The organism is Rothia koreensis (genome assembly GCF_004136575.1).
Classification (GTDB): domain Bacteria; phylum Actinomycetota; class Actinomycetes; order Actinomycetales; family Micrococcaceae; genus Rothia; species Rothia koreensis.
Genome location: NZ_NOIQ01000001.1, coordinates 720,770 through 735,478 on the forward strand (window position 1 = coordinate 720,770; position 14,709 = coordinate 735,478).

The 14,709-nt window shown below is 62.1% G+C and carries 13 protein-coding genes; 1 reads left to right on the forward strand and 12 read right to left on the reverse strand.

The genetic code is table 11. The annotated features are described in order from the left end of the window. Positions 1–20 precede the first annotated feature (20 nt). From EWU68_RS03310 to EWU68_RS03330, 5 genes are all read right to left on the reverse strand, one after another. Complete coding sequence (locus EWU68_RS03310) at positions 21–422, reverse strand: cytochrome c oxidase subunit 4 (protein WP_129314397.1); 402 nt, start codon at positions 420–422, stop codon at positions 21–23. An 11-nt stretch (positions 423–433) separates the two neighbouring features. Continuing rightward, positions 434–2,137 carry an aa3-type cytochrome oxidase subunit I gene (ctaD, locus tag EWU68_RS03315; RefSeq protein WP_129314398.1) on the reverse strand — a complete coding sequence of 568 codons (1,704 nt, stop codon included), beginning with the start codon at positions 2,135–2,137 and terminating at the stop codon, positions 434–436. Between the two features lie 10 nt (positions 2,138–2,147). Beyond that, positions 2,148–3,005, reverse strand: a complete 858-nt coding sequence (gene ctaC, locus EWU68_RS03320) for an aa3-type cytochrome oxidase subunit II (RefSeq protein ID WP_129314399.1) — start codon at positions 3,003–3,005, stop codon at positions 2,148–2,150. A gap of 294 nt (positions 3,006–3,299) precedes the next feature. Further along, a complete protein-coding gene (locus EWU68_RS03325; protein ID WP_129314400.1) occupies positions 3,300–3,662 on the reverse strand; it encodes a HesB/IscA family protein in 363 nt (120 codons plus the stop codon). 149 nt (positions 3,663–3,811) lie between these two features. Next, positions 3,812–5,233, reverse strand: a complete 1,422-nt coding sequence (locus EWU68_RS03330; RefSeq protein ID WP_129314401.1) for a dipeptidase — start codon at positions 5,231–5,233, stop codon at positions 3,812–3,814. A 129-nt stretch (positions 5,234–5,362) separates the two neighbouring features. Here EWU68_RS03330 and EWU68_RS03335 point away from each other — a divergent pair, with 129 nt between their 5' ends. Then, positions 5,363–5,899, forward strand: a complete 537-nt coding sequence (locus EWU68_RS03335; protein WP_238692276.1) for a DUF3043 domain-containing protein — start codon at positions 5,363–5,365, stop codon at positions 5,897–5,899. A gap of 90 nt (positions 5,900–5,989) precedes the next feature. Here EWU68_RS03335 and EWU68_RS03340 read toward each other — a convergent pair whose 3' ends face one another. The 7 genes from EWU68_RS03340 to EWU68_RS03370 all read right to left on the reverse strand — a co-directional run bounded on the left by EWU68_RS03340 (position 5,990) and on the right by EWU68_RS03370 (position 14,704). Continuing rightward, complete coding sequence (locus EWU68_RS03340; RefSeq protein ID WP_274542733.1) at positions 5,990–7,081, reverse strand: quinone-dependent dihydroorotate dehydrogenase; 1,092 nt, start codon at positions 7,079–7,081, stop codon at positions 5,990–5,992. Between the two features lie 65 nt (positions 7,082–7,146). Beyond that, positions 7,147–7,932, reverse strand: a complete 786-nt coding sequence (locus EWU68_RS03345) for an isoprenyl transferase (RefSeq protein WP_129314403.1) — start codon at positions 7,930–7,932, stop codon at positions 7,147–7,149. After that, positions 7,929–8,687 carry a DNA repair protein RecO gene (gene recO / locus EWU68_RS03350; RefSeq protein WP_156265294.1) on the reverse strand — a complete coding sequence of 253 codons (759 nt, stop codon included), beginning with the start codon at positions 8,685–8,687 and terminating at the stop codon, positions 7,929–7,931. The genes EWU68_RS03345 and recO overlap by 4 nt, the downstream gene beginning before the upstream one ends. Before the next feature lie 98 nt (positions 8,688–8,785). Further along, complete coding sequence (leuA, locus tag EWU68_RS03355; RefSeq protein WP_397554688.1) at positions 8,786–10,525, reverse strand: 2-isopropylmalate synthase; 1,740 nt, start codon at positions 10,523–10,525, stop codon at positions 8,786–8,788. A 230-nt stretch (positions 10,526–10,755) separates the two neighbouring features. Continuing rightward, positions 10,756–12,237: an LCP family protein gene (locus tag EWU68_RS03360; RefSeq protein WP_238692277.1), complete on the reverse strand. Its 1,482-nt coding sequence runs from the start codon at positions 12,235–12,237 to the stop codon at positions 10,756–10,758. Between the two features lie 110 nt (positions 12,238–12,347). Further along, on the reverse strand, positions 12,348–13,415 hold the full coding sequence (locus tag EWU68_RS03365; protein ID WP_420852866.1) for a GTPase Era: 1,068 nt from the start codon (positions 13,413–13,415) through the stop codon (positions 12,348–12,350). Positions 13,416–13,417: 2 nt separating this feature from the next. Beyond that, positions 13,418–14,704: a hemolysin family protein gene (locus EWU68_RS03370; RefSeq protein ID WP_129314407.1), complete on the reverse strand. Its 1,287-nt coding sequence runs from the start codon at positions 14,702–14,704 to the stop codon at positions 13,418–13,420. Between the last annotated feature and the right edge of the window lie 5 nt (positions 14,705–14,709).

Here is a 14,709-nt window from a genome sequence, read left to right on the forward strand (position 1 = left end):
GTCGCTGTGCGGTGATCACCTTAGTGGGCGTGGTTACCGCGGCTGTACTCGTAAACCCAGCCGACCAGGCCGATGAGCGCCACCGGTGCGGCCAGCATGAGCATCCACCAACCGATGGCCATCGCGACGACGCCGATCGCGGCAGCGATAGCCAACAGCAACGGCCACCAGCTCCAGGGAGAGTAGAAGCCGTAGTCGCCGGCGGCGTCGACGATCTCACCATCGAGGTTGTCCGACGGCTGGTTCGGGTGCTTCTTCGCGGTGAAGCTGAAGAAGAACCCGAGGAAAGCCGACATCAAAGCCGTCAGGAGCAGGGCCGGGAAGCCGACCCACTCGGTGAACCCCGTCATGAATCCGTACACGATCGTTACCGGAATCAAGAAGATGAACAAGATCCAGAACAGAATGGCATTTTCGCGCATCTACGTGCCTCCTACGAGTTGACCGTGGCGGCCTGGCGGGCTGCCGAGGCGACATCGTGGTTGGTGGACAGCTCCGGATGGTGCAGGTCCAGGGCCGGACGCTCGGAACGGATCCTGGGCAGGGCCGTGAAATTGTGACGAGGCGGCGGGCACGACGTCGCCCACTCCAGCGAGCTGCCGAAGCCCCACGGATCGTCGACCTCGACCTTCTTGCCATTGCGGGTGGTGATGTAGACGTTCCAGAAGAACGGCAGCATCGAGACCGCCAACAGCATCGCACCGATCGTGGAGAACTGGTTCATCCAGGTGAATCCGTCCTCGGGCATGTAGTCCGCGTAACGGCGGGGCATACCGTCCACACCCAGCCAGTGCTGGATCAGGAAGGTTGCGTGGAAGCCCGTGAACAACAACCAGAAGTGGATCTTGCCCAGACGCTCGTTGAGCATCTTGCCGGTGAATTTCGGCCACCAGAAGTAGAGACCGCCGAACATGCAGAACACGACCGTACCGAACACCGTGTAGTGGAAGTGGGCCACCACGAAGTAGGAATCGGAGAGGTGGAAGTCCAACGGCGGGGTGGCGAGGATGATGCCGGTGACGCCGCCGAACAGGAAGGTCAGCAGGAAGCCGAAGATCCACAACAGGGGCGTTTCGAAGGTAATGGATCCTTGCCACATCGTGCCGATCCAGTTGAAGAACTTCACGCCCGTGGGCACGCCGATCATCATCGTCATGAAGGAGAAGAACGGGAGCATGACCGCACCCGTGACGTACATGTGGTGGGCCCACACGGTGACGGACAGCGCGGCAATCGCGATGGTCGCGTAGACCAGGCCCTTGTACCCGAAGATGGGCTTCCGAGAGAACACGGGGATGATTTCCGAAACGATGCCGAAGAATGGCAGCGCCAGGACGTACACCTCGGGGTGTCCGAAGAACCAGAAGAGGTGCTGCCAAAGCATCGCACCACCATTTTCGGCGTCGAAGATGTGGCCGCCGAGCCGGCGGTCCATACCGAGGGCGAACAGCGCCGCCGCGAGCGGCGGGAAGATCATGATCAGCAGAATGGCGGTAATCAGGGTCGTCCACGTGAAGACCGGCATACGCCACATCGTCATGCCCGGAGCACGCATGCACAGGATCGTGGTCAGGAAGTTGACGCCACCCATGATGGTGCCGAAGCCCTGGAGCGCGAGACCGAAGACCCAGAGGTCACCACCCACGCTGGGGCTGTATGTCGTGGAGTTCAACGGCGCGTAGGCGAACCAACCGAAGGATGCCGCGCCCTGCGGGGTGATGAAGCCGGAGATGGCGACCAGCGAGCCGAAGAGGAAGAACCAGAACGCCAGGGCGTTGAGCCGCGGGAAGGCCACGTCGGGGGCACCGATCTGCAGAGGCACGATGACGTTCGCGAAGCCGATGAACATGGGCGTGCCGAACATCAGCAGCATCAGGGTGCCGTGCATGGTGAACAGCTGGTTGAACTGTTCCTTGGTCTCCAGGATCTGCATTCCGGGCTCGAAAAGCTCAAGGCGCATCACGAGCGCCATGATTCCTGCGAGCAGGAAGAAGACGAAAGACGAAATCAGGTACATGTACCCGATGGTCTTGTGGTCGGTCGAAGTCAACCAGCTGACAACGATCCGACCCCGCGAGCGGGGTACGGTGCGTTGCGCAACCGTTGTTTCTTCAGCTGAATACTCGAGTGTTGACACCGGTACTCCCCTACTTCGATTCGTTCATGTTGGGATTGCGGTTGTACTCATCGCCCAGGCGGCCATTGTTGCCCTGGTCCTTGAGGTCCTGCATGTGCTGGTCGTATTCCGCCTGGGACACAACCTTCACGTTGAAGAGCATCTCGGAGTGGTACTCACCGCAGAGCTCGGCGCACTTGCCCTGATAGTCACCGGGGCCGCCGGTCTTGAAGTCCATGTAGTTGGTCTGACCCGGGATGGTGTCGATCTTCTGCAAGAATGCCGGCACCCAGAACGAGTGGTTCACATCGCGGGACTTGAGCTGGAGCTCAACCTGGGTGTTCTCGGGCAGGTAGAGGGTCGGCAATTTGTCTTCCTTGCCGGGTTGGCCGTCAAGACCTGCTTGCGTGCCCGAGGTGTAGGTATCGCTGTCCAGGTAGTTGAAGTCCCACGCCCACTGCTTGCCGTAGACCTCGACTGTGACGCCGGGATCGTCCCAGCGGCTGTCGACGGAACGCTCTGCTTTGTCGGAGAAGGCGAAGAGGCTCACGATCAACACAATCGGGATGACCGTGTACATGATTTCGAGAGGAAGGTGGTAACCCAGCTGGCGCGGGTACCCGGTTTCGCCCTTGCGGCGGCGGTACGCGATGATGCACCAGAGCATGAGGCCCCAGGTAACAAGACCAACGGCCAGTGCAGCGATCCAGGAACCGATCCAAAGATCCATGATCGTGTCGACGTTGTCGGTCGTTCCGCGCTTGGTCGGCAAGAACCCGACCTTGGCAGTGTCCGAACAACCCGTCAACAGCAGCGTGGCGGCCGCGGTCGCGCCAATGGCTACGATGCCCTTGGTGCGGCTGCTACCGGTTCGTTTCTGCGAACTCACAGACTGCCCTTCCTCTAATATCCGTGCGTGTGATGAACACTCGCTCTCCCACCGCTGATGTGTGGTCGGGCCATAGCGTTCCTGTCTCGGTACGAGCTTACTCGCACCTGCGGATTCCCGCTGACAGTGTGTCACCACAGTACCCCGAAAACGGAGTGGGATTCAGCTTCGACATGGCCGCCATGAGCGTGTTGGAGCCCGCATTACCGACTTCTACAAGCCTATGGCCCGGCAGTTCCCCTGCCGGGAACCACCGGGCCATATTACGCATCGACCGGACGCGATCTATGTCACTCAGTTGAAGGAGTCACCGCATGCGCACGATCCCTGAGCATTCGGGTTGTCGATGGAGAACCCTTGCTTCTGGATCGTGTCCTCGAAATCGATCGTGGAGCCCTCGAGGTACGGGGTGCTCATGCGATCAACGATCACCTCGACGCCGTTGAAATCGCGTACGGCGTCGCCGTCGAGCACGCGCTCGTCGAAGTACAGCTGGTAGATGAGACCCGAGCAACCACCGGGCTGGACGGCGACGCGCAGTCGAAGATCCGTGCGTCCTTCCTGCTCCAGAAGTGCGCGGACCTTCTCCGCCGCGCCATCGGTGAGATTCACACCGTGAGTCGGTATCTCGGTCTTCGTATCGGGTGCAACAGTCATATCGCGACCTGCCTTTCTGCTCGCCTCAAGCCTAGCCATTGCTCTCGGGCCAGTGTAACCCCGCAGACAGCGGATCTATTCCTCGGTCTAAGCCGAGGACGATCGGGCCCGCGGTCAGGACGGATTCCCGCGCCAGACGTGGAGCGGGACTACAGTTTTGCGTTCATTCGGGACAGGAAGAGCGCCTCGGACTCGATGGCGCGCTGGAAATCAGGGATGTAGAGAGACTCGTTGGCGCTGTGTGCCCGCGTGTCAGGATCCTCGATGCCCGTGATGAGAATCGCCGCATCGGGGAACGTCCGGGTCAGCGACGCGACGAACGGGATGGATCCTCCCATGCCCATCAACGCGGCGTCGGTGCCCCACGCATCTCGCATGGAATCCAGCACCGCGCGGGCAGGTTCGCTGGTCACGTCCGATTCGAAGGGCTGGCCTGCCTCGCCGCCGTCGTATTCCACGGTCGACCCCCACGGAGCGTGCTCGGACAAGTGCTTTTCGAGGAGTCGATGCGCTTCGTGAGGATCCTGGCCAGGGGCCAGTCTGAGGCTGACGCGGGCGCGGGTACTGGCCGCCATCGTGTTCGAGGACTGATCCACCGAGGTGATGTCTATTCCGATCACGGACAGGGCAGGCTGGTTCCAGAGTCGGGACGAAATACTGCCTCGTCCCGTCAGCCGGAAGTTCTCCAGCGCACCGGCGTCCTCACGGAAATCCTTCTCGGCGTAGTCGAGGTCGGGTTCCTGACCCCGAACCAGTCCTTCGATTGCGACGGCGCCGTCGTCGTCGTGCAAGGAGGCCAGGAGCCGGACCATCGCCGTGTTCGCGTCGACCAGAGGTCCACCGAACATTCCGGAATGCAGGGCATGGTCCAGGGTCCGCACCGTAATCGTTCCGGAGATGACACCGCGCAGGCTCGTGGTCAGAGCAGGGACTCCCGCCCGCCAGTTCGAGGAATCGGCCACGACGATGACATCCGCCTGCAGCTTGTCCCGATACATCTCGAGAAAGTTCACGAAACTCGGCGAGCCCGCTTCTTCCTCGCCCTCGATGAAAAGAGTGATGCCGATCCCGAGATCGTCGCCGAGCACGTCATCGACGGCTTGCACCGATGCCAGGTGGGTCATCAGACCGGCCTTGTCATCCGCGGCGCCCCGTCCGAAGAGTCGGTCCCCCTGTCGCGTCGCGACCCAGGGATCGGTGTTCCAGTCGGCGCCATCGCCCACGGGCTGGACGTCATGGTGCGCGTACAACAGGACCGTGGGGTATCCGGGCTTCGGGTGTTTTCTCGCGACGACCGCGGGCATGCCTTCGCCGCCCTCCGGCTTGGGAGCCGTCAGGATCTCGACGTCGTCGAAGCCGCCGTTGCGGGCCAATTCCGCGACGCGTTCGGCGCTCTCCCGAACGCGGGAGAGATCATGGCTTTCCCAGGCGACCGACGGGATGGACACCAATCCCTCGAGAGTCGAGAGTGTGGCATCGAAATTCGTCTCCACGTGTGCCTTGACCTCGGTTGTGACCGAAGATTGAGGGTTGGCTGCCTCGCTCGTGCTCTTCTCAGCGTTTTTCTCCATATGCGCCACTGTATGCTCCGGGCTGGTCGGAAGATAACAGGGCGCGCCATCAAGTATCCTGGTCGAGTGTTCGGAAGCAAGAAGAAATCCTCAGCCGCAAGTGACGCGGCAGATCAGTCATCGGAGCCGATGAATTCTGCCGATCAGACGATGCCTCAGGGCAAGGGCCGCCCCACTCCCACGCGCCGAGAGCGCGAGGCGGCGCGCAAACGGCCTCTCGTCCCCGACGACCGCAAGGAGGCGAAGCAGAAGGAACGGGAAGCCGCCAGGGAAGCACGCCTTCGCCAGAACCAGGCGATGCAGACCGGCGATGACCGTTACCTTCCGGCTCGCGATCGCGGCCCGCAACGTCGCTACGTTCGCGACTACGTCGACGCCCGGTTCAACGTCGGCGACTACTTCATCATCATTCTGATCGTGATCTTCGTGCTGGGGCTCGTGATGCCCTTGCCGATCCAGCAGTACACGATTTACGTCATGTGGATCTTCATCGCGATCTGGATCCTCGATTTCTTCCTGTTGTGGCGAAAGCTCAAGAAACTCGTCGTGGCCAAGTTCGGTTCGGTCGAACCGGGATCCGCCATGTATGTGTTCAACAGGGTCATGATGATTCGCAAGTTGCGGATGCCGAAGCCCCAGGTCAAGCGCGGGGAATACCCCTCCTGATCGATCTTGAGCAATCCTTGTCGGCGCTGAGGGCGGCGGACCACGAAGAAGTGGTCCGCCGCCCTCAGTCGTGCACGGGTGCCCTCATCGTCAGTGTCCGCGGTGCTTCATCTGCTTCTTGAGACGCCAATTGATGGTGGCGGCCCAGAACGGCCCCTCGTAGAGAAAAGCCGTGTACCCCTGGACCAGAGTTGCGCCTTGTCGGAGGCGTTCTGCCACGTCGTCGCCAGAGGTGACACCCCCGACCGAAATGATCGTCATGTCCGGTCCCACACGGTCCCGCACCATCGCCAGGACCTCCGATGACCGCGCCGCTACCGGTTTCCCGGACAGCCCACCGGCACCGCACGACTCGATCTCCTCGGTTGTTGACCGGAGACCAAGGCCTTCCCTCCGGATGGTGGTGTTCGTCGCAATGATTCCTTCGAGACCGAGCTCGACCGCCAGGTCAGCAATCGCGGCGATGTCCTCGTCCGACAGGTCGGGGGCGATCTTGACCAATACGGGCACATGCCGGCCCGCCGCCTTGTCCGCTTCCTCGGACACGGCGCTCAGCAGCGGCCGGAGAGCATCGATGTGCTGAAGATCGCGCAGGCCGGGCGTGTTCGGCGAGCTGACGTTGACCGCAAGGTAATCCGCCTGGGGCGCCAGGGTTCGAGTGCTGTGGAGATAGTCATCGATGGCTTCGTCGACCGGCACCACCTTGGTCTTGCCGATGTTGACGCCGACGATCGGTCGGGTGCCCCGTTCGTAGTCGTGCCACAGGTCCGCGTGGGCGGCGGCGAGACGAGGGCCGATCTGGTCGGCGCCGTCATTGTTGAATCCCATCCGGTTGATCACGGCTTTGTCCTTGATCAGGCGGTGGAGACGAGGACGAGGATTTCCGGGTTGGGGTCGGCCCGTCACGGTGCCCACCTCCACGTGGCCGAATCCCAGATCGGTCAGCGCGTTGATCCCTGTCGCTCCCTTGTCGAAGCCCGCCGCCAGCCCGAACGGCGAAGGGAAAGTCAGGCCCATGGCTTCCGTTCGCAGGGACGGATCGGGTGCGGTGATGCGACGGAGGATGCGAGACACGCCCGATGCCCGGCATGCCCTGATGGCAGCGAAACCGAGAGCATGTGCCTTCTCGGCGTCCATGCGGGTGAACACTGCTTTGAAAAAGGCTGGATAGAGTTTGGCCACGACGTCTCCTGAACGCACGACGGATGGTTAAACGTTAACTTATAGTTTAAGGATGCGGATTAAACTTATACTTTAGGTTTGGATACGGAATCGATGGCTCCCCCGTATCTGCGATCCCGTTGGGCATATTCTTCGACGGCGTCCCAGAGGACCAACCGATCGACATCCGGCCAGAGGATGTTCATGAACACCATCTCGGCATAGGCGCTCTGCCACAACAGGAAGTTGGAGAATCTCTGCTCTCCCGATGTCCTGAGGAACATGTCCACGTCCGGCAGGTCCGGTTCGTCCAGGTATCGGGCGAACGTCTTCTCGTTCACCTGGCCCGGTTTGATCTTTCCCGCCGCGGCATCCGCGGCGATCGTGGCTGCGGCGTCGGCGATCTCGGCCCTGCCCCCGTAGTTCACGCACATGACCAGGGTGCAGACCGAGTTGCCTGCTGTCTCGCGTTCGCAGACTTCGAGCTGACGGATGACGGATTTCCACAGTTTGGGGCGACGTCCTGCCCATCGGATGCGGACTCCCCACGATTTCAAAGTCTCGAGTTGGCGTTCGAGCACATCCCCGCAGAAGGTCATCAGGAAGTTGACCTCATCCAGGGAGCGCTTCCAATTCTCCGTGGAGAACGCATACGCGCTCACCACAGGTATTCCCATCTCGATCGCTCCCGCCACGACGTCCAGGAGGGCCCGCTCCCCTGCTTTGTGGCCCTCATTGCGCGGGAGCCCCCGTTCGTTGGCCCACCTGCCATTGCCGTCCATGACGACGGCCACGTGCCGTGGAACGAATTTCTGGGGTATAGACGGTGCGCTCTGGCCGGAAGGGTGCGGATAGGGGGTCTGAGCGGTCATGAGGTCCTTTCGAGCAGAGCAAAAGAGCGGAACTCGCGTTCCAGGTGCCACTGTACATAACGCCTCAGGAGGGCTCCGACCCGCTGACCCGCAGTGGGATCTTCGATGCCTTGGAGAACTTCCCAGGACCCTGTGGCGACGCCACGCAAGTACTGCATCATGTCCCCGCTCAGGGGCCGGTCCCCTGCTTGAGCACATTCGGTACAGACGATCCCTCCTCCGGCCATGGACCATGACACAAGACCGTCTTGAGTGCCGCAACGCACGCAGGCCTCCGTCTCGATGTACCAGCCCGCGATCCGCATGGACCGTGCGAGGTAGGAATTCAGCACGTCCTGTGCGGCGTGCGTTCGTCGTGCCAGGGCCGAGAGAGCGCCCGCGGTCAGGGCAAAGATTTCGGAGGCAGTCTCGCCGTCGCCCTGGGCCACGTACTCAGCCACCTCGGCGATCGCAGAGGCGTGGGTGTAGGCATCGTAGTCCGCAACGATCGGGGCGGCGTAGGCCTTGCGGGTCACGGCCTGGGTCACCGTATCCAGATTGCGCCCGTGGACCAGCGACACGTCGCTGATCATGAAGGGCTCGAGACGGGCTCCCAGTTTGGAACTGCTGCGGCGGACGCCCTTGGCCACGGCCCGAAGGAGTCCGTGGCCCGACGACAGGCAGACGACGATCCTGTCCGACTCTCCCAAAGGGTAGGTGCCGAGAACGATCACGGTCTCTCGGTACGTCCTGGAAGCAGCTGTTGTGGTCGGCACGGACCCATTGTCCCACGCCCTGAGGGCAGCAGGACGACGCCGTGGGCACGAGGTTCTCCTCCGACGTCGTCCTGCGGGCCCTGCAAGGACGGGATCTCTTACCTGAGGGCCCTGTTCACGGCCGAGATGAGTGCTTTCAGGCCGGCTCGAGTGGTGTTGGCATCGATACCGATGCCCCACAGGACCCTGTCACCGACGGCGGCCTCGACGTAGCTCGCGGCCTGGGCATTCTCGCCCGCCGACATCGCGTGCTCCGAATAGTCCATGACGCGAACGTCGACTCCCTCGTGGGCCAGGATCCGCGTGAGCGCGTCAATCGGGCCGTTGCCCACCGCCGAACGCTCGACCTGTCGGTCGTTGACGTCCAGCTTGATGCGCAGCGTCGTGTCGCCGGTATCCGTGGCTTCTGTGGTCATCGAGGCGATGCGGAACTTGCCCCAACGACGTTCACCATGGTCTTCCTCGGCGGGCAAGTACTCGTCCTTGAAGATATCCCACAGGGCGACGCTGGTGATTTCGCCGCCCTCGCTGTCGGTGCGATTCTGCACGACGCCCGAGAACTCGACCTGAGCCCGCTTGGGCATGTCCAGGCCCTTCTGCTGCTTGAGCAGGTATGCGACACCGCCCTTGCCCGACTGGGAGTTCACTCGGATCACGGCCTCGTAGTTCCGACCCAAGTCCATGGGATCGATGGGCAGGTACGGGACCGCCCATTCGGTCTCCTCGACCTTCTGGTCCTTGGTCTTCGCATCGGCCTCCATGGCCTCGAAGCCCTTCTTGATGGCGTCCTGGTGCGATCCCGAGAAGGCCGTGAAGACCAGGTCACCGCCGTACGGCGACCGCTCGTGGACCTTGATCTGGTTGCAGTATTCGACGGTCTGACGAATTTCCTCGATGTTCGAGAAGTCGATCTGCGGGTCGATGCCCTGCGTGAACAAATTCAGGCCCAGCGTGACCAAATCGACGTTGCCGGTACGCTCGCCATTACCGAACAGGCAACCCTCGATCCGGTCCGCACCGGCCAAAAAGCCCAACTCGGCGGCGGCAATGCCCGTGCCCCGGTCGTTGTGAGGGTGGAGCGAGAGAATGACGTTGTCCCTGTTGTCCAGGTTCCGGTTCATCCACTCGATCGAATCGGCGTACACGTTCGGTGTCGCCATCTCCACGGTGGCAGGCAGGTTGATGATCACCTGGCGGTCGTCGCCGATACCCAGCTCATGGGTGACGGCGTTGGCAACACGTGCCGCGTACTCGACCTCGGTGCCCGTGTAGGACTCCGGCGAGTACTGGTACGTGATCGGAACCGGGGTGCTCAACTGTTCTTCGTACTTGGTGCACATGCGGGCACCGTTCAGCGCGATGTCCATGATGCCGTCCTGCGACTCCTTGAACACCACGCGGCGCTGGAGCACCGACGTCGAGTTGTAGAAGTGCACGATGGCCGAGGGTGCTCCCTCGATGGCCTCGTAGGTCCTTTCGATCAAATGCTCACGGCACTGGGTCAGAACCTGGATCGTGACGTCGTCGGGGATGTAATGGTCCTCGATCAGGGTGCGCACGAAATTGAAGTCGGTCTGTGAGGCGGCCGGGAAACCCACCTCGATCTCCTTGTACCCCATGGCGACGAGCAGGTTGAACATCGTCAGTTTTCGGTCCGTGTCCATGGGATCGACCAGGGCCTGGTTCCCATCACGGAGATCGACGGCGCACCAGCGGGGCGCGTGCGTCATGACCTTGTCCGGCCAGGTGCGGTCAGGAAGGCTGACGGAAATTTCCTCGTGGTACGGGCGATATTTGTGGATCGGCATGCCCGAGGACTTCTGCGGGTGAATCAACATGAGTGACCTCTCGAAAATGTGTTCAGGGGTTGCGGCCGGCGCAACTGACCTCCGCAGCGAGGTGTCGGCCTTGTGGGATTACGAGGCCTCGCTGCGGCACATAAGGAGGAGGTTCATTGTTGTATGACTCACGAGAATCAAAGTATCACTCGCCTGGGACGCCACGCGCGACCGGCCCCGTGCCGTCCCACAATGTGGACGTCGCGGGGCCGGGTCGGTGTCGGCGGGGATCAGTAGGAGAACGTCTGCTGGCAGGTCTGCTGATCAGCGGTCTGCCCGTTGGCGCCGCCCACGATCGAGGAATCGTCCTTCTTGACGGTATCCCCGGACGTGAAGTCCTGGCCTACCGTCACGCCGATACCCGAGATCGCGGAGCTCTCAACCACCTGCTCCTGGGAGACTCCGAACTTGTTGGCGATCTCCTGGGCCTGATCCTGGTAGCCGGGGGCGTACTGGATGGTCGTGGACTCCGACGGTTGCCCCAGGTCCTGGTAGGTCACGTTGGAGTATCCCATCTCCTCGACCTTGCCGCTCAGGGACTTGGCCCGGCCCTCGGCACCCGAGGCATCCGTCATCGCAACCGGTGCGGAACGGTCGATGTCCTTTTTTTCCTCGTCTCCCCCGCCCTGGGAAGAGTCGTCGTTCTTGTCGGCCAGAGATCCGTCCTTCTGGAGCGTCTTGAACACCTGATCGGATTCGGCGGACAGCTGCAGCTTGTTCTCGTCATTGACGTACGGCTCGGTCGGCGCAGTCGCGAAGACGATGTCGGACAGATCCACGCCCGAGAGAATCTTTCCGATGTCGACGAAGGTCGCAGGATCCGTGAACCCGTTGTCCACGGTGACGTTCTGCGTGATGGCTTCCGCAATGCCGTACATCTTGCCGGGGTTCGACAGCGTTCCCTGCTCCTTGACCTTCCTCATGAGGGAAGCCAGGAAGCCCTGCTGGGCCTGGATGCGGCTGGTATCGGACCCGTCGCCGAAACCATGACGCGACCGCAAGAAGGACAGTGCCTGCTCGCCCTTGACATCGGAATGTCCCGCCGGAAGGTCCAATCCCGAGTACTCGTCCTTGACGGGTCGCGTCACGCACACGTTGACGCCTCCCACGACCGTGCTGAGCTGCTTGACCGCGTTGAAGTCAACGAGCATGAAGTGGTCGATATTGACGCCGGTGATCTTGTTGATCGTCGCCACGGTGCACCCCGGTCCCCCGTTGTTGAGGGACTCGTTGATCTGGGTGTCCTCGGACGGCGGGTACGTCTTTCCGTCGGAGCCCTTGCACTGCGGAATGTCCACCATGAGATCGCGAGGGAAGGAGAGGACGTTGACCTTCTTGTGGTCTTCGCTGATCTGCATCAACATCATGACGTCGGACCTGGCGCCGCCTTCGGCGTCCGCTTGGTCTCCGTAGTCTCCGTTGTTGCCCGTACGGGTGTCCGAACCGATCACGAGGATGTCCAGAGGACCGTCCGAGAGCTCCTTGTCGCCATTCATCCCCGAGCCCAGATTCAACGCTTCGGTCGAGACGTTGGACCGCAAACGCATTGCGGCAAAGCCGCCAGCGCCCATGACGACGATCAACAAGCCTACGCAGCACAGCGAGAGCCAGAGGCCACGCTTCGACTTCTGCGCACGGTTCTTGTAGTGGCGACCGCGGGGATCGACGCGCGGCGTTCGCGCTTCATTCGATGTCTCGGGCGACTGGGGCACAAACATTCCTCTCGAAAAGGCCTCAAAATTCTTAAGACACTGTACGGGGCCGGGTCGTCAGATTCCCAACCCTTCCGCGCAGAGTTTTCTTCCTCTTCCGTGTGAATGTGCTAGAAGCCGAGCCGTCCCAGGGCCCTCGGATCACGTTGCCAATCCTTGGCCACCTTGACGTGGATGCTCAGATAGACTTTGGCGCCCAACAACGGCTCGATACCTTGCCGCGCCTTGGTTCCGATCTCGCGCAACCGCGACCCGCCTTTGCCGATGATGATCGCTTTCTGGGAATCCCGCTCCACGAAGAGGTTCACGTGGACATCCACCATGGGGTCGTCCTCGGGACGGCCCTCGCGGTCGTTCATTTCTTCCACGGTGACGGCCACGGAATGGGGCAACTCGTCGCGGACTCCCTCGAGTGCGGCCTCACGGACGAGTTCGCCGACCATCACGGCCTCGGGCTCATCGGTGAGGTCACCATCGGGGTAGAGCGGCGGAGAATCTGGCAGGTGGTGGCTCAGGACCTCGGACACGCCGTCGACCTGGTAGTCCTTGACCGCCGAGACCGGAATGATGTCGGCCCAGCCGCCCTGGCCGTCGTCGGCGGGCTGCGGGGACGAGACGGCGTCCATGGTCTGTTCGGCGCGATCGTCAACCGTTGTTCCCCCGCGACGACGGGACCGACGCTGGGCACGCTCTGCGCGGGCGCGTCTTTCGGCCGTCATGACCTCATTGCCGAGGGCCGTGACGGCGACGAGCTGTTTGGCAAGACGGTCGGAAGGGACCTTGTCGGCCTTCGTCACGATGGCGACGATCGGCTTGTTGCCTGCAGCCGCGAGTTGGGCGGCAATGTACCGATCGCCGGGACCGATCTTCTCGTCGGCAGGGATGCAGAAACCGATGACGTCCACCTCGGACAGCGTCTCGGCAACGAGGTCGTTCAGACGCTCGCCCAAGAGGGTGCGGGGACGGTGCAGTCCTGGCGTGTCGATCAGGATCAGTTGCGAGTGCTCCCGGTGCACGATGCCGCGAATCGTGTGACGGGTCGTCTGGGGTCGGTTCGATGTGATCGCGACCTTCTGACCTACCAGTGCATTGGTCAACGTGGATTTTCCCGCGTTCGGTCGACCCACCAGGACGGCGAATCCGGCGACGTAGTCCTCCGGTACGCTTGCAAATTCCATGTTCATTCCTCCGGGGTCTCCTGCCCGTCGCTGTCTTCCTCCGAGGGTTCCCGCCACGCGAGCACGGTGCCGACCCGGTTCCGCCGTCCTTCGAGTTTAACCGCTTTGAGCCGGATCCCGTAGATCGCGGCGGTCGATCCGACGATCGGGACTCGTCCCAGCGCCTTGGCCAGAAGGCCCCCGACGGAGTCGACGTCGTCGTCCTCGAGGTCGATATCGAACAGTTCGCCGAGGTCCCCGACGCTCATGCGGGCCGAGACACGGTACGCGTCGCCTTCGGGTGTCACCTCCGGTTCGACCGTGTCGTACTCGTCCACGATCTCCCCGACCAGCTCCTCGATCAGATCCTCGAGCGTGACCAATCCGGCCGTTCCGCCGTATTCGTCGACGACGACGGCCACGTGAGTGCCTTCCCTCTGCATTTGGGGAAGCAGCTCCGAAACCTTCTGGGACTCCGGGACGAATCGCGCCGGCCTGAGCAACTCCTGAACGCTTGCCCCGGTGCGACGGTCCTGCCGGGGCAGGATGGCCTCCGCAACGTCCTTGAGGTACAGAAAGCCCCGGACGTCGTCGAAATCCTCGCCAAGAACCGGTATACGGGAGTAACCCGAACGGAGAAACAGATTGAGGGCGTTCTCCACGGTGTCGTCCAGGTCGAACGTCACGGTGTCCGTCCGAGGGACCATGACCGCGCGGATACGGGTGTCGTCCAGTTCGAAGATCGAATGCAGCATCGCCGCCTCGCTGTCCTCGATGACGTCCGTCCCGCTGGCCCGGTCGACGAATTCGCGCAATTCTTCTTCCGTGAAGAACCCCGCGTTCTCGTCCTCGGGCTGCGAGAATGCCGATCCGCCACGCATGAGCCATCGAGGCAGTGGGCCCAGAATTGCGGTAATCACCAGAAGGAACCCTGAAGTTCTCGCGGCAACGGTCAACGGATGCGATCGTCCGACGTGGCGGGGCGAAACCCCGATCAGCACGAATCCGAGCAACGTTGCAATCACGACGGCGATCAGCGCGGAGAGCCACACCATCGGGATGAATTGCAGGAACAGGATCGTCAGAATCACCGAGACCAGGGACTCGCAGAAAATGCGGGCGAACCTCAGGGCGTGCATGCAGGGTCGGGGATCTTCGAGAACCTTTTTCAGGCTCCGACGCGCGTCGGCCTGCGAGGCCTTTTCGGCATCGTGTCGAGGCAGGTAGGTGAATGCTGATTCCGCGGCTGTCAGGACGAACGCGACGCCCAGCAGCAGCAGTGTCGCCAAGGCGAGAAGTGCCGTGATCATGCCTG